This is a genomic window from Streptomyces sp. NPDC043680 (genome assembly GCF_056436685.1).
The window spans coordinates 524,793-539,553 of record NZ_JBWKCE010000005.1 but is presented as its reverse complement, the minus strand read 5'-3'; the positions used below and the strand labels follow the sequence as shown (position 1 = coordinate 539,553).

Sequence of the window (14,761 nt, the reverse complement as noted above, 5' to 3'; positions counted from 1 at the left end):
CCGGCCGCTGCCGGCTACGACACCCCTACAGCGGCGCCTGCTGCAGCGGCACCGGCCGGGGCGCGGCCGGCGGCGGATCCAGCCGCACCGGCGGCGTGGCCACCGGCAGCGTCAGCCCGGTGATCCCGCAGGGCACCTCCGCCGTGGCGTACGGGAGGTGCAGGCGGCCCTGCGTGCTCCACAGGCCGGTGCCGAGCCAGCCGGCGGGCGCGCCGAGGCGGAACAGGTGCCGGTCGGCGGGGCGCCACAGCCCGATCCCGCCGTCCTCCAGCCGGAGCGCGACCCCGCAGGTCTCCGGCATCAGGGCCTGCCCGGGCTGGACCGCGAACGGTGTCCCCGCCTCCCCCCGCAAGCACTCCGGGAACCGGACCGGCAGCGAGCTCCCCAACACGCCCCAGCCCAGCCGCGGTTCGCCCGCGGCCGGAGCGTCCGAGCGGATCAGCAGCAGCCCGCTGTCGGGGTCGGCCAGCAGCAGCCGGTCCTCGCTGCCCTCCGCGATCTGGAGCAGCGGGGAGACCTCGCCGCCGCGCCCCAGGTCCACCGCCACGGCCTTGGCGGTGCCGTCCAGGCTGCGGTCCAGGGCCAGCATCCGCCCGGTGCGGTCCAGCCAGACGCCGCCCGAGCACCGGCCGGGCACGCGGGCGACCGGCCCGAAGGCGCCCCCGGCCACCTGCCAGACCGTGCTCTCCGTGTCGGACGCGGCCAGGGCGAAGGCGCCGTACCCGTCGGGGGAGGGCGGTAGCAGGGACACCCGTACGCCCTCCGCGCCGTCCGCGCCCGATCGGGGGTTCACCGCGCCCAGCACCAGCTCCCCGGTCCGCGGCCCCGCGCCCGGGCCGCCCGTCGGGTAGAGCAGGGCGAACGCGTGCCGCTCGGCGACCCGCCGGTGGATCAGCACCCGTCCGTCGACCAGCGCCAGCACCTCGCTGTCCGCCTCCTCCGGCTGCGCGAGCGGCAGCGGCACCGCATACGGCTCGGGCCCGGCCAAGGTCCAGCGCTCCGGGTAGCGCGCCTCGCCGTCCCCGGCCAGCCGGGCCGCGTAGGACCCGTCCGCGGCGATGGTGAACGGGGCCCTCGTCGTGATCTCGATGGCACAGACAGTCATCCGTGCGTCACCTCCGGTGAGGAAGCTAGTTTTCGCACTTCCACCCGAACAACACGACCACCTGCGCTTCACACGTACGGGTGGCCGCCGCGTGGTTCTCCGGTGTCGGCGAGGGCGGTTGTGCTGCGCGGTGCCCGCGCGGCGCGAGGGGGCGCACGGTCCGGTGGGCGCCCGGCCGGGGCGGATCCGGCGGGGACCCTCGTGCTCCCGTACGGACGGTAGCCTTGGCCTGTGCCCCGTCTCTCTGAAGTCATCGCCGCGCTGGACGCTCTCTGGCCCCCCTCGCGGGCCGAGGAGTGGGACGCGGTCGGAACGGTCTGCGGCGACCCCGACGCCGAGGTCTCCCGCGTCCTGTTCGCCGTCGACCCCGTGCAGGAGATCGTCGACGAGGCGGTGAAGCTGGGCGCCGACCTCGTCGTCACCCACCACCCCCTCTATCTGCGCGGCACCACCACCGTCGAGGCCGGCACCTTCAAGGGCCGTGTCGTGCACACGCTGATCAAGAACGACATCGCGCTGCACGTCGCCCACACCAACGCCGACACCGCCGACCCCGGCGTCTCCGACGCCCTCGCCGGCGCCCTGGACCTGCGGGTCACCGGCCCGCTCGTGCCCGACCCCACCGACCCCGAGGGCCGCCGCGGCCTCGGCCGGATCTGCGAGCTCGACCACCCCGAGACCCTGCGGGAGTTCGCTGCCCGCGCCGCCGCCCGGCTGCCGCGGACCGCGCAGGGCATCCGCGCCGCAGGCGACCCCGAGGCCACCATCCGCCGCGTCGCCGTCAGCGGCGGCTCCGGTGACAGCCTCTTCGCGCAGGTCAGGGCCGCGGGCGTGGACGCCTTCCTGACCGCCGACCTGCGCCACCACCCGGTGTCCGAGGCCCGCGAGCAGAGCCCGCTCGCCCTCGTCGACGCCGCCCACTGGGCCACCGAGTGGCCCTGGTGCGAGCAGGCCGCGGCCCAGCTCGACGCCGTCTCCGAGCGCCACGGCTGGGGTCTGCGGACCCACGTGTCGCGCACGGTCACCGACCCCTGGACGGCGCACGCGCCCTCCGAACCGTCCCCTTCTACCGATGGAGCCCCCAACTGAACGCCGAGCCCGCCGACCAGATCCGACTCCTCGATGTCCAGGCCCTGGACGTCCGGCTGTCTCAGCTCGCCCACAAGCGCAAGTCGCTGCCCGAGCACGCCGAGGTCGACTCCCTGACCAAGGACCTGACGCAGCAGCGCGACCTGCTCGTGGCGGCCCAGACGCAGGCGAGCGACGCCGCCCGCGAGCAGACCAAGGCGGAGCAGGACGTCGACCAGGTCCGCCAGCGCGCGGCGCGCGACCAGCAGAGGCTGGACTCCGGCGCGGGCATCTCGGCCCGGGACCTGGCGAACCTGCAGAGCGAGGTCGTCTCCCTCGCCAAGCGCCAGAGCGACCTGGAGGACGTCGTCCTGGAGGTCATGGAGCGCCTGGAGGCCGCGCAGGGGCGGGTCACCGAGCTCACCGGGCGGGTCTCCGGCCTCGAAGCCGAGCTGACCGACGCCACCGCGCGCCGCGACGCGGCCACCGGAGAGCTCGACGCCGAGGCCGCCAAGGTCACCAAGGACCGCGAGGTCATCGTCGCCTCCATGCCGGCGGACCTGATGGCCCTGTACGAGAAGATCCGCGTCAAGCAGGGCGGTGTGGGCGCCGCGCGCCTGTACCAGCGCCGCTGCGAGGGCTGCCGCCTGGAGCTGGACATGGCCGAGGTCAACGAGATCAAGGCAGCGGCCCCGAACCAGGTCGTCCGCCACGACAACTGCGGCCGCATCCTGGTCCGTACGGCCGACTCGGGCATCTGATGCCGCGGTTCGTCGTGGAGGCCGACGGCGGTTCCCGGGGCAACCCGGGGCCCGCCGGCTACGGCGCGGTCGTCCTCGACCCGGCCACCGGCGAGACGTTGGCCGAGCGCGCCGAGTTCATCGGTGTCGCGACGAACAACGTGGCGGAGTACAAGGGCCTGATCGCGGGCTTGACGGCCGCGCGCGAGCTGGACCCGGACGCGCGGGTCGAGGTCCGGATGGACTCCAAGCTCGTCGTCGAGCAGATGTCGGGCCGCTGGAAGATCAAGCACCCGGACATGAAGCCCCTCGCGGCGCGGGCCGCGACGATCCTGCCGCCCGCGCACGTGACGTACCAGTGGATCCCGCGCGAGCAGAACAAGCATGCGGACCGGCTGGCCAACGAGGCGATGGACGCGGGACGGCTCGGCAGGCAGTGGGAGCCCTCGGCCTCGACGGCGGCCCTGGACACATCGGCGGCGCGGGCCCTGGCCGCCCCGCCCCCGGCGGGCCCGCCCGGAGACGCCGCGGCGGGCGCTGCGGCCGTCCGCGCGGCCCTCGCCTCCGCGTCCGGTACGCAGGCCCCCGCACCGGCGGTCCAGCCGGCGGCCGCCACCCTGCCCGCGGAGGCGGGCCCCGGCGGTCCCGGACGCATCCCCTCCCCGGCACCCGGCACCGGGCAGACCCCGCTCTCCACGCCGGGCTGGGGCCCCGACATGGGGGCGCCGGCGACCTTCGTGTTGCTGCGTCACGGCGAGACGGCCCTGACCCCGCAGAAGCGCTTCTCCGGCAGCGGTGGCAGCGACCCGGAGCTGTCCCCGGCCGGCCGGCGCCAGGCCGCGGCGGTGGCCGAAGCCCTCGCCGCGCGCGGCACCGTCCAGACGGTGATCAGCTCCCCGCTGCGGCGCTGCCGGGAGACCGCACAGGCCGTCGCCGACCGCCTCGGGCTGGCGGTGACCGTCGAGCAGGGGCTGCGCGAGGTGGACTTCGGCGCGTGGGAGGGCCTGACCTTCGCCGAGGTGCAGGAGCGCTTCCCCGACGACCTCCAGGCATGGCTGGACTCCCCGAAGGCGGCCCCCACGGGCGGCGGCGAGAGCTTCGCGGCGGCGACCCGGCGGATCTCGGCCACCCGCGACCGGCTGCTCGCCGCGCACGCGGGCCGTACGGTGCTGCTGGTCACGCACGTGACACCGGTCAAGATCATGGTCCGCCTGGCGCTGGGCGCCCCGCCGGAGTCGCTGTTCCGCATGGAGCTGTCGGCGGCCTCGCTGTCGGCGGTGGCGTACTACGCGGACGGCAACGCGTCGGTGCGGCTGCTGAACGACACCTCGCACCTGCGCTGACCGCGGGCCGCGCACGCGGACACGGACACGGCGAAGGGCCCGCACCCCGGTGGGTGCGGGCCCTTCCCGTACGTCGAGTGCAGAACAACCGGAGCTGTACGCCGGGTTCTGTCGCCCGGTGACCTCGCGGTCGCCGGGGAGACGGCCATCCATCTAGGACCGGTGTTGCCACCGGCCTCGTGCGGTCTACCCGCGGACTCGGGCGGGCAGCCCTCGATCGTCCGCGCAGGGCCCGCCGTCCGAAAACGGCCGACCCCTCTTGACCTTGCTCCAGGTGGGGTTTACCTAGCCGCCTGAGTCACCCCAGGCGCTGGTGGTCTCTTACACCACCGTTTCACCCTTACCGGGGACCGAAGCCCCCGGCGGTCTGTTTTCTGTGGCACTGTCCCGCGGGTCACCCCGGGTGGGCGTTACCCACCACCCTGCCCTGTGGAGCCCGGACGTTCCTCGGCGGGATCCGGGGACCCCGTCGCGGCCGTCCGCTCCGGTTGTTCTGCAAGGAACCATGCTACCCGCGCCGACTGCCGCCCTTCACCCCGGGCGCGGCGGCAGGCCTTCCCCGCGGGACGGGCATGGCCGCGCTGCGGCGGTCCGTCCCCCCCGTGACGGGTTGCCGCAGCGCGGCGGCTGGGGGAGGGGGTCAGAGCCAGCCGCGTTGGGCTGCGCGCAGGCCCGCCTCGAAGCGGCTGCGGGCGCCGAGCCGTTCCATCAGGGCGGCCATGGACCGGCGGACCGTGCTCAGCGAGACGCCCAGCTGGTGGCCCGCGGCCTCGTCGGTCAGGCCCTGGCTGAGCAGCCTCAGCAGCTCCCGCTCCGGCGGGGTCAGGCCGGTGCACGCGTCGCGCGGCCGGTCACAGCCGAGCGGGAGCGCGGCCTCCCACACCTGCTCGAAGAGCGCGGTCAGGGCGGCCACCGCTCCGGCGAGCCGCAGGACGACGGCCCCGGCGCGGGTGTCGGCGGGGTCGAGCGGCACCAGCGCGTGGGCACGGTCCACCAGGATCATGCGCAGCGGGAGGGTGGGTACGGTCCGTACGCCGCCGCCGTTGTCGGTGAGCCAGCGGGCGTAGCCGAGGGTCGGCCGGTTGCCGCGGACGCTGTCGAGGCAGACCGTGCGCACGTCGACTCCGCGGGCCAGCAGCCGGGCGTCGTTCTCCCGGGCCGCGTCGATGGCGGCCTGCGACTGGCCGCCGCCCGGCATGAAGGTGCAGATCTCCGCTTCGGCCTGCTCGGCGATGAGTTCGAGGCGGGCTTGGACGGCGTCGATGCCCACGAGCCGTTCACCGCCGGCCGCGAGGCCGCCGGCGGTGTCCGGGGCGGCCCCGGAGTCGGGAGTCGGTCCCTGGCGCAGCTCGGAGATCATCCGGGAGACGGCCGCGTGGCTTTCGGTGATCTCCCGTTGGCGCCGGTCGAGTTCCTCCTGGTGGCGGCGGAGCATGAGCTGTACGCCCAGCTCCGGGCTGACCGCCCGCCAGGTGCCGGGAACGGCCCGCGACCGGCGCAGCAGCGAGGCCTGCGCGAGCCGGTCCAGGGCCTCCCGTACGCGGGATTCCTCGCAGCCGAGATGGGTGGCGATCTGCTCTACGCCCCAGCCTTCCGGCCGGGTGGCCATGAGCCGGTAGACGGCCTCGGTGGCCGGATCGAGCCCGAGGGTCGCGAACAAGGCGGATCCTCCGTGGGTGACGAGTGGTGCGCAGAAGCGTGGCAAGCCCACGCACCCGTGTCTTGTCAAAAACGGCACACCCCTGGGCCGTTTCCTTCGGATCACCTCGTTGACCATTCGGCCCTGTTCTGGTCGGCCTTGGCCTTCTGGGCCTTGATCGCCGCCTGGTCCGGGGGGCTGTGCGGCTTCCAACTCGTGGAGTTTGCGCTCGGCGTCGTCCAGGGCCTTCCGCCCGCGACGTGTCTCCTCTTTGGCCTTTGCGAGGCCGGCCTTGGCCTCGTCGCAGATCGGCGGCAGTGAGCTCGCGGGACCGTGGTGCGGCGGCCTTCCGGGAGCGGTCGGTCCGGTAGCGGTGGCCCGCCGGAGTCGGGGGTCCGCTCCGAGCCGTCTTCATCTCGTCGGCCGGACGATCCGAAGGAACGGCCCTAGCCCGACAGCACCACGCTGGTGATCCGGCCCGGCATCCGGTCCAGGGCCGAGCCGGGCGGCAGTCCGCCGCGCAGTTTCACGAACCGTGACGGCGGCAGTCCGGTCATCGCCTTCACCTCACGGCTCAGGTGCGCCTGGTCGTGGTAGCCGCAGGCGGCCGCCACCCGAGCCGGGGCCACCCCGGAGGACAGCAGCCGCAAGGCGTGCTGGAGCCGGAACACCCGTGCCACGGCCTTCGGTGACAGGCCCACCTGGTCGCGGAACCGGGCGCGCAGGGTGCGGGCGCTCCATCCGGTCTCCTCGGCGATCCGGGCCAGGGAGCCGCTGCCCGCCCACAGCCGGGACAGCGCCCCGCGGACCTCGGGCGCGGCGGCCGGGCCCCCGTCCAGGCGGGCGCAGAACACCTCGTCGAGGAGGGTGAAACGATCCTCCCAGGAGCCGAGCGCCTGCAGCCGGTCGGTCAGGTGCCGGCCCGCCGGACCGATCACCTCCGTCAGGTCCACGTGCGCGTCCTCGAAGTGCGCCATGGGGATGCCGAAGAGCCGGTAGGCGCCGAGCGGGCTCATGTTCACTTCCAGCCCGCTCACCGACCCCGCGTGCACCCCGATCGTCGGAACGGTGCGTGGTCCGCTGATCATGGCCCGGGAGGCGGCCCGCAGCCGGGTCGGTGCCAGCACCTCCGTACGGGTCACCCACAGGCCCTCCGTGAAGACGAACACCACCGTCACGTAGCCGGTGGGCAGTTCCAGGCGGCGCCGTGGCGCGCTGAACTCCGTGTGGAAGCCGGTGTAGTTGATGATGAAGGGCCGCAGTGCCGCGGCCGGCCGGCGGCGTGCCGAGCGGGGTCCCACCGCCGGCGCAGCCTGTGCGTGAACATCGACGGACCCCATCCCCGGGCCCTCCCCCTGCTGTTGCGCGGCCGGTCGTGCCGCGGTGCGCAGATGATGACAGGCCCGCCGCCGAGGTGACCAGGGCCGCCCGCCGTGACACCAAGCACTCAGGACCACTTGCTCTCACCCGGAAGTCCTTCCGGGCGGGGCCGACCGCCCGCGATGCTTCTGCTGCAGCCGGAGAACAGCGGCTGAAACCGACTCGCACCGACAGGGAGGGCCGCCTCGTGTTCTTCGGTTTCTTCGGCCTCATCTGGGACTGACCGCGACCATGCACCTCGCGATGGCGGCGGTGGAACTGACGGCAGGTCCGCTCGCCCCGCACCGGCATCTCGACCGGCACGTACTGGTCGACGTGCTGTGGGCGTGCACCGAACCGGCCGACCAGCCGCAGCACGTGAGCGTGCTGACCTCTCCGGGACGGGCCGACCTCGTCCTCTACGCCCTCGCCGACTCGGCGGCGGCAGCCCGGTCGGCGGCGCTGCGCAGCGCCCGGCGCGCCCTGGCCACCTCCCCGCTGCTGTCCGGATGGACGGCGCGGGAGATCCGTCTCGACCTCCTCGACCCCTTCGGCACACCCGACTTGGAGAAACCAGAGTGAAGGGCATACCCGCCGCCACCCGCCGGAGCCTGCGCCTGCCGGCCGCGGCCGCCGGCCTGCTCACGGCCGTACTGCTCGTACCGGCCCTGAGTACCTCCCAGGCGTACGCCGTCGATTCGGTGCGCTGGGAGCAGACCAACCTGGCCGGTCTCGGCTACCTCCCCGCGAGCGGGATCGACGGCGTCCAGGGCCCCGCCACCCGGGCGGCGCTCAAGGAGTTCCAGCAGGACAACGGCCTCGCCGAGGACGGTGCCTACGGGGACCGCAGCGAACTCGCCCTGCACCGGCAGGTCGAGGCGGTGCAGCGGAAGGCCGGGGTCGCGGCGGACGGTCTCTACGGGGACGGCACCAAGGCCGCGGTCAAACGCTGGCAGGGCGGCCACGGAAAGGGCGCCGACGGGATGGCCGGCCCGGCCACCATGGCGGCCATGGGGGTCTCGCGCACCGTCCACCAGGTCGCACAGAGCCAGTTCGGGGCGCACGGCTGGACGGTGTCCGCACAGTTCGGCTGCCTCAAGAGCCTGTGGACCGGCGAAAGCAACTGGAAGGTGTACGCCACCAACCCGAGCAGCGGCGCGTACGGGATCCCGCAGTCCCTGCCCGGCAACAAGATGGCCGCCGCGGGCTCGGACTGGGCCAACAATCCGGTCACCCAGATCAAGTGGGGCCTGGGGTACATCGACGACCGGTACGGCACGCCGTGCAAGGCGTACGAGACCTGGAAGTCCCGTTCACCGCACTGGTACTAGACCCCGCTCCACCCTTCAAGCGTTTTATCCCCATAAGGAAGGACACCGTCATGCGCACCACGCTGCGTCGCACCACCCTCGCCGCCGGATCCCTGGCCGCGGCCGCGGTGATCGCCCTGCCCGGCAACGCCTTCGCCGTCTCGAAGCTGTCCCAGTCCGCGGCCGCCTCGGCGCTGCGGGGCGCCGGAGTCACCTGGTCCTCCAGCGGCAACTGCACCACCCGCTCGAACAGCAGGTGCACCTCCTTCGAGCAGATCAACCAGGCGACGGTGGACGGGCTGAGGACGCTGAAGAGCGCCAGCGGCTGCGCGATCAACGTCACCGGCGGCACGGAGGTCGGCCACGCCCCGGGCACCTACAGCCACTACAACGGCTACAAGGCGGACATCAACCCGAACACCTGCATCACGAACTACATCCACTCCAGTTTCACGAAGATCGCCCCGCGCGGCGACGGGGCGCAGCGCTGGCGCTCCTCGGCGGGCAACGTCTACGCCCGCGAGAGCAACCACTTCGACATCACCTACTGCGGCGGCTCCCAGGCCTGCACGAACGCGGCCAGCTCCTGACGCCGACAGACGCCGACAAGACGCCGCACCGCCCCGGCCGCGCGCGGCCGCGTTCCGCTCGCCCTTCCGTTCCCTTGCCTTCCCGAAAGGACCCATGCCATGAAGCCCTCCCTGCACAGGAAGCTGTCCGTCGCCCTCGGCGCGCTGGCCATCGCCGCCGCCGGCCTGGTCGCCGCCCCGGCCGCCCAGGCCGACGAGCTGGGCTGCGGCGTCAACGCCGTCTGCTTCTACAAGGGCTACTCCACCCGGACCGGCGAGTACCACGACGTCACCTCCGGCTACCAGACGCTCGGCGCCAGCAAGGGCGCCGACAAGGCGTGGAGCACCCGCAGGAGCGGTGGCACGCGGCTCCACTTCACCAACGGAAAGACCATTTGCCTCAAGGCGGGCCAGCTGCGGGAGGACCTCAAGAGCGTCGGCACCGTGGACAAGATCCGCATCACTACGTCCGCCAACTGCTGAGGGAGCGCACCGATGAAGCACCGCATCGCGGCGGCGCTCGGTACCGGGGCCCTGCTCGTCGCCGGAGTCCTGCAGGCCCCCGCCGCCTTCGCCGCCCCCGCCGCGGCGAGCTGCCTCGGGGTGTCCTGCAACGGGCTCAACCCGGCGAACACCACCTGCCAGAGCGATGCCCGCACCGTGAAGACCGGCCCGTTCATCGGTATGGAGCTGCGGTACAGCCCCTCCTGCCGGGCGGCCTGGGGACGCTTCCCCCACGCCCCGAAGAACTCCCGCATCGACGTGCGGAACAGCCAGGGCAAGAAGTACACGACCTACGGCCCCTCCGGCGGCGGCACGTACTTCAGCGTGATGGTGAACGACAAGGACGTGAAGGCCTGGGCCTGCGGGGTCTTCGACAACGGCGACCAGACCGAATGCACGGGCTCGTACTGACTCCCCCGTCCCTCTCACAGGAAGCCCTCGCGACCATGCGAATCCTCCACGGCACGCCGTGCAAGGCCCTCGTCACGGGCGCCGCCCTCGCCGGTGCGCTCGTCCTGGCCACCGGACCGGCGTACGCGTCCTCCTCCAACGTGTCCGGCAAGGTCGGCGGGAGCTACACGTACTACCCGACCGGGCGGACCGTCACGGCCAACGGTTCGAACGTGTACCTCAAGATCAACAACCCGGGGACCGCGATCAAGGCCATGTGGTACAAGTGCGGCAGCCCCTCCGTGCACGGCGCGGGCGTGGAGCTCGGCGACGGCCGCCGTCACCGGATCGGCTCGAACTTCAAGTCCGGCACCGTCTTCTGCCTGGCCGTGGCGGCGGACGTCAGCGAGATCAAGATCGCCTGGAGCGGCACCCTCGACTGGAACGTCACCTCCTGACCACCCGGGTGGCGCGCGGCCGGAACCCCGTCGGCGGGGCTCCGGCCCGCGCGCGTTCCACGCCGGGCGGTCCCCCGCTGCGCGCCGGGGCGATCCGCGGTTCACACCGCGGCGAACAGCACCTTCGTCCGGCCCGGGTCCGCCTGCGTCAGCCGGACCCGGATGCGGTCGCCGAGCGGCAGCCGCGCCGACGACGACTCGACCCGGCCGACCACCGCCGGCTCCTCCAGGTGGACGGTGCCCACCAGCGGCTCGTGCTCCTTGATGTCGATCACGGTGGCGTCGAAGGTCTCGCCGATCCGGCCCCGGAGCACGGCCGCCTCCACCAGGTCCACGCACTCCCGCTCGGCCGTGTTGGCCAGCCGCATCCCCTCCGCCATCCGCTGCGGGAGCGGGTCCAGTCCCGCCACCGCCCACGCGGGCGGCTCGGCCCCGGCGACCGCCGCCACGCACAGCTCACCGGTGTAGCGGTCCACGAGCCGCCGCAGCGGGGCGGTGCAGTGCGCGTACGGGGCCGCCACCGCGGCGTGCAGCACCGGATCGGGGACGTGCCCGCCGGTGAAGACGGTGTAGCCGGCGCCGCGCAGCAGGGTGGTGCATTCCTGGAGGAACGCGGCGTGGGCCGGGTCGTGCGGATCGAGGGAGCGGACGAGCTCGGCGTACGGCACGTGGTGCGGCCAGTCGATCCGCAGGGCCTTCGCCGCCCGCCGCAGCCGCCCGACCGCGCCGTCGGGGGCGGTCGGCAGGGTGCGCAGGATGCCCGTCCCGGCGGCCAGCATCAGCTCGGCGGCGGCCATGCCGGTCATCAGGGAGATCTGGGCGTTCCAGCCGTCCGCGGGGAGCGGGGCCCGGTAGGCCAGGGTGTACGAGCCGTCCTGGACGACGACCTCCTGCTCGGGCACGTTGAGCGAGATGCCGCCGCGCTGCTGTTCGAGGGCTTCGCGAAGCCGCCCGATCTCCGCGAGCAGGGCGAGGGCCTCGCCGCCGGTCCCGGAGTCGATGGCGTGCTGGACGCCGTCGTAGTCGAGCTTGGCCCGGCTGCGGACGAGGGCCCGGCGGACGTCGGTGGTCTCCACGCGCCCGGTGGCGTCCAGGTCGAGGCGCCACAGCAGCGCCGGGCAGGTCTGCCCGGGCAGCAGGCTGGCCGCGCCCTCCGAGAGCAGCGGCGGATGCAGCGGAACCCTGCCGTCGGGGAAGTACAGGGTGCTCACCCTGCGGTGGGCCTCGGCGTCGAGCGCGCCGCCGGGCGTGACGAACGCGGCGACGTCGGCGATGGCGTAGTGCACGCGGTAGCCGCCGCCGGGCCGCCTCTCCAGGTGCATGGCCTGGTCGAGGTCGCGGGAGGGGGGCGGATCGATGGTGAACAGGGGAAGGTCGGTGGCGTCGGTGTCGGGCAGCCGCGGAGCCCGGACCGCCTGCTCCGCCTCGGCGAGCACCTCGGGCGGGAATTCCCCGGGCACGTCCAGCTTCGTCCGCAGTTCCCGCAGCGCGGCCCGCAGGGCAGTCCCGTCTGCGCCGGCCATGTGCATGTGACGGCGTGGCATGGATCGAGCGTAGGCCGGGCGGGCGGTCGGGGCACGGCGAGCCGTCTACCCTGGCTCGGGGGCCGCACCCCCTGCGCCGTGTCGTACTGAAGGAGATCCACCGTGCTCGTGCTGCTGCCGCCGTCCGAAGGAAAGGCCGCCGGCGGCTCCGGCGCGCCCCTGGAGCCGGAGACGCTGTCGCTGCCGGGGCTGGCTCCGGCGCGGGCGGCGGTGTTGGAGGAGCTGGTCGAGCTGTGCGCGGGCGACGAGCTGAAGGCGCGCGAGGTGCTCGGCCTGAGCGAGGGGCTGCGCGGCGAGGTCGCGAAGAACGCCGGCCTGCGGTCGGCGCCGGCCCGGCCGGCGGGGGAGGTCTACACCGGCGTGCTGTACGACGCGCTGGGCCTGGCGGAGCTCCCGGCCGAGGCGCGGGCGCGGGCGGAGCGGTCGCTGCTGGTCTTCTCCGGTCTGTGGGGCGCGGTGCGGATCTCCGACCGGATCCCGTCCTACCGCTGCTCGATGGGCGTGAAACTGCCCGCGCTGGGAGCGCTCGGCGCGTACTGGCGCGGGCCCATGGCCGAGGTGCTCCCGGAGGCGGCGGGGCAGGGGCTGGTGCTGGACCTGCGGTCCGCCGCGTACGCCGCTGCCTGGAAGCCGAAGGGCGAGGTCGCGGGGCGCACGGCGACGGTACGGGTGCTGCACGCGCAGATGGTGGACGGGGTGGAGAAGCGCTCCGTGGTGAGCCACTTCAACAAGGCCACCAAGGGCCGGCTGGTCCGGGACCTGCTGGTGGCGGGCGCGGCGCCGGGCTCCCCGGCGGAGCTGGTCACGGCGCTGCGGGACCTCGGCTACGTGGTCGAGGCCGAAGCCCCCGCGAAGCCGGCCAAGGCCTGGTCCCTGGACGTGGTGGTCAGCCAGATCCACTGAGGGGCGGCCGGCGCCCGCCCGGCCGGCGGGGGCGGGTGGCCCGGGCCGGCGCGGCCGCGGCCCGGCGGGCGGGAGCCCGGGGTCAGCGGCCGAGGGGCCAGGCCACCGTGGCGGGGGTCTGGTCCGCCGCGCCCGCGTACGCCGCGCAGGCGTCCGTCAGGGTTTCGAGCAGCGTGAGCGGGTCGGGGAGCGGGTGCTCCATGCCCCGGATCCAGGTGACGGCCAGGTCACCGGGCAGCGCGGCCGGCGGCACCAGCACGTAGCTGCCCCGGCAGTGCCAGCGCAGGCCCGGGTGCTCGTCCATCGTCTCGGGGTGGCAGTCCAGCTCGCAGGGCCACCACTCGTCCTCGTCCTCGGGGGTGCCGCGGGTGGCCGTGAAGAAGAGCATCCGGGCCTGGTCGCCGGTGCCGCCCGACTCCGCGACCGGCCCGACCTCCACGCCGGCCTCCAGCAGCCGGGCGAGGGCCACGGCGCCGGCCTCCAGGGGGACGTCCAACACGTCGTGGACCATGCCCGTCGCGGTGACGAAATTGGCCTGCGGCTGGTTGCGCGCCCAGCGTTCGATCTGCGCCCGGTCGGTGGTCGACTGCGTCTGCCAGGCGAAGGAGAGCGGGTGCCGCGCGGGGGTGGGACAGCCGATCCGGTCGCACGAACACCGGTATCCGGCCGGGTGGGCGGCAGGGGCGAGCGGCAGGCCCGCCGCGGCGACGGACAGCAGAAGGGCCTCGCGTGCGCGGCCGGGATCCTCGGGGACGGGCTTCTGGCGGCGGCGCAGCCACTGGGAAATCCTGCTCTGCTCGCCGCGTTTGACGCGGCCGGACTCGGACCCCATCTATCCCCTCACCTCACGGTTGCCCTGGCAGACCGTCCCATGGTCCCACCATCCGGCGGCCCGTGTGACCGCACTGCCCGACCGGGGGCGGGGCGCAGGGGGTGAAGGCGCCCGGACAGCGGCCGGAATGAATCGGTCCGGTGGCGGGAAAGCGCCCACATGCCCCTAAAATTCCGCGACTTGTTCCCGGCCGTCGGTCGGCCGTCCGCCCGCCGGTGACCTTCGCCACGCTTGCTGTCGCGCCGTCAGCCCCGGACGCCGTCCAGCACCCGGTCCACCAGCGCGTCCGTGAACGCGTGCGTCAGCGGGCCGGTCCCCATCAGCCAGCGGTAGGTGAGCGGGCCGACCAGCATCTCCACGGTGAGGCGCAGGTCCGCGTCCTTCCGCAGCTGCCCGGTGTCCCGCGCCGCCCGCAACCGGGCCTCGTACAGGGCGAGCTGCGGCTCCAGCAGCTGCTCGGTGAAGCGGGCCGCCAGCTCCGGGTCGGTCGCCCCCGCCGCGGTCAGGGCGCGCGTGGGGGCCGCGTACTTCTCGTCGTTGAACTGGTCCACCGTGGCCCGCAGCACGTACTTCAGGTCGGCGGCGAGGTCCCCCGTGTCCGGGAAGCCGCTCCAGTCGCCCTCCGCCCCGGCGTCCTCCGCGAGCGCCAGGGAGGCGTCCAGCAGCACCGTGGCCTTCGAGGGCCACCACCGGTAGATCGTCTGCTTGCCGACGCCCGCGCGGGCGGCGATGGCCTCGATGGTGAGCCTGTTGTAACCGACCTCTGCGACCAGGGCGAGGGCGGCATCGAGGATGGCCCGCCGGGAGCGGTCGCTGCGGCGGCTCGCGTCGGGAGTCTTCGGGGCGGGGGGCCGGCTGCTCATGGCGGCCAACATACCAATCGAGACGTCTCGTCTCAGGGCGGTCCCGGTCCCTCCGGCGGAGCGCACCGGGGCCGTGCCGTCCGGGGCCCCGCGGTGGCGGCCGGGTCCGGCGGCGGGCGGGGTCCCGCGGCGGG

Annotated in this window: 16 protein-coding genes and 1 other RNA gene; 10 read left to right on the top strand and 7 right to left on the bottom strand. The window is 74.1% G+C overall.

The window, feature by feature from the left end:
• Positions 1-25 precede the first annotated feature (25 nt).
• Positions 26-1,105 (bottom strand): hypothetical protein, encoded by a 1,080-nt coding sequence (locus AC0666_RS14790; protein ID WP_468967471.1) that lies wholly within the window; start codon positions 1,103-1,105, stop codon positions 26-28.
• Positions 1,106-1,336: 231 nt separating this feature from the next.
• On the opposite strand from AC0666_RS14790, the gene AC0666_RS14785 reads away from it, so the two are divergent.
• From AC0666_RS14785 to AC0666_RS14775, 3 genes are read left to right on the top strand one after another with little or no spacing between them, the layout of a single operon-like run.
• Positions 1,337-2,194, top strand: a complete 858-nt coding sequence (locus AC0666_RS14785; protein WP_468967468.1) for a Nif3-like dinuclear metal center hexameric protein — start codon at positions 1,337-1,339, stop codon at positions 2,192-2,194.
• Complete coding sequence (locus AC0666_RS14780; RefSeq protein ID WP_468967605.1) at positions 2,191-2,934, top strand: zinc ribbon domain-containing protein; 744 nt, start codon at positions 2,191-2,193, stop codon at positions 2,932-2,934. The genes AC0666_RS14785 and AC0666_RS14780 overlap by 4 nt, the downstream gene beginning before the upstream one ends.
• Complete coding sequence (locus tag AC0666_RS14775) at positions 2,934-4,256, top strand: bifunctional RNase H/acid phosphatase (RefSeq protein WP_468967465.1); 1,323 nt, start codon at positions 2,934-2,936, stop codon at positions 4,254-4,256. The genes AC0666_RS14780 and AC0666_RS14775 overlap by 1 nt, the downstream gene beginning before the upstream one ends.
• Before the next feature lie 81 nt (positions 4,257-4,337).
• Here AC0666_RS14775 and rnpB read toward each other — a convergent pair.
• The 3 genes from rnpB to AC0666_RS14760 form a co-directional block, all read right to left on the bottom strand.
• An RNA gene (gene rnpB / locus AC0666_RS14770) (RNase P RNA component class A) lies at positions 4,338-4,747 on the bottom strand.
• Positions 4,748-4,896: 149 nt separating this feature from the next.
• The gene (locus AC0666_RS14765; protein WP_468967462.1) at positions 4,897-5,916 is read right to left on the bottom strand and encodes a helix-turn-helix transcriptional regulator; all 1,020 of its coding nucleotides are present in this window, start codon (positions 5,914-5,916) and stop codon (positions 4,897-4,899) included.
• Between the two features lie 425 nt (positions 5,917-6,341).
• Positions 6,342-7,196 (bottom strand): helix-turn-helix transcriptional regulator, encoded by an 855-nt coding sequence (locus AC0666_RS14760; RefSeq protein WP_468967459.1) that lies wholly within the window; start codon positions 7,194-7,196, stop codon positions 6,342-6,344.
• Between the two features lie 310 nt (positions 7,197-7,506).
• Between AC0666_RS14760 and AC0666_RS14755 the strand changes: the two genes are divergently transcribed.
• From AC0666_RS14755 to AC0666_RS14730, 6 genes are all read left to right on the top strand, one after another.
• Complete coding sequence (locus AC0666_RS14755) at positions 7,507-7,836, top strand: hypothetical protein (protein ID WP_361718484.1); 330 nt, start codon at positions 7,507-7,509, stop codon at positions 7,834-7,836.
• Positions 7,833-8,585 (top strand): peptidoglycan-binding domain-containing protein, encoded by a 753-nt coding sequence (locus AC0666_RS14750; protein ID WP_468967456.1) that lies wholly within the window; start codon positions 7,833-7,835, stop codon positions 8,583-8,585. The genes AC0666_RS14755 and AC0666_RS14750 overlap by 4 nt, the downstream gene beginning before the upstream one ends.
• A 50-nt stretch (positions 8,586-8,635) precedes the next feature.
• Positions 8,636-9,154 (top strand): hypothetical protein, encoded by a 519-nt coding sequence (locus AC0666_RS14745; protein WP_468967454.1) that lies wholly within the window; start codon positions 8,636-8,638, stop codon positions 9,152-9,154.
• A gap of 99 nt (positions 9,155-9,253) precedes the next feature.
• A complete protein-coding gene (locus AC0666_RS14740) occupies positions 9,254-9,616 on the top strand; it encodes a hypothetical protein (protein WP_468584331.1) in 363 nt (120 codons plus the stop codon).
• Between the two features lie 12 nt (positions 9,617-9,628).
• A complete protein-coding gene (locus AC0666_RS14735; RefSeq protein WP_478707687.1) occupies positions 9,629-10,048 on the top strand; it encodes a DUF2690 domain-containing protein in 420 nt (139 codons plus the stop codon).
• Positions 10,049-10,083: 35 nt separating this feature from the next.
• The gene (locus AC0666_RS14730) at positions 10,084-10,485 is read left to right on the top strand and encodes a hypothetical protein (RefSeq protein ID WP_468967448.1); all 402 of its coding nucleotides are present in this window, start codon (positions 10,084-10,086) and stop codon (positions 10,483-10,485) included.
• 101 nt (positions 10,486-10,586) lie between these two features.
• Here AC0666_RS14730 and AC0666_RS14725 read toward each other — a convergent pair whose 3' ends face one another.
• Positions 10,587-12,029 carry an RNB domain-containing ribonuclease gene (locus AC0666_RS14725; RefSeq protein ID WP_468967446.1) on the bottom strand — a complete coding sequence of 481 codons (1,443 nt, stop codon included), beginning with the start codon at positions 12,027-12,029 and terminating at the stop codon, positions 10,587-10,589.
• A gap of 102 nt (positions 12,030-12,131) precedes the next feature.
• On the opposite strand from AC0666_RS14725, the gene yaaA reads away from it, so the two are divergent.
• The gene (yaaA, locus tag AC0666_RS14720) at positions 12,132-12,932 is read left to right on the top strand and encodes a peroxide stress protein YaaA (RefSeq protein WP_468967444.1); all 801 of its coding nucleotides are present in this window, start codon (positions 12,132-12,134) and stop codon (positions 12,930-12,932) included.
• Positions 12,933-13,014: 82 nt separating this feature from the next.
• Here yaaA and AC0666_RS14715 read toward each other — a convergent pair whose 3' ends face one another.
• Positions 13,015-13,764, bottom strand: a complete 750-nt coding sequence (locus tag AC0666_RS14715; RefSeq protein WP_468967442.1) for a bifunctional DNA primase/polymerase — start codon at positions 13,762-13,764, stop codon at positions 13,015-13,017.
• Positions 13,765-14,009: 245 nt separating this feature from the next.
• Positions 14,010-14,627 (bottom strand): TetR/AcrR family transcriptional regulator, encoded by a 618-nt coding sequence (locus AC0666_RS14710; protein WP_478707686.1) that lies wholly within the window; start codon positions 14,625-14,627, stop codon positions 14,010-14,012.
• Positions 14,628-14,761: the final 134 nt, after the last annotated feature.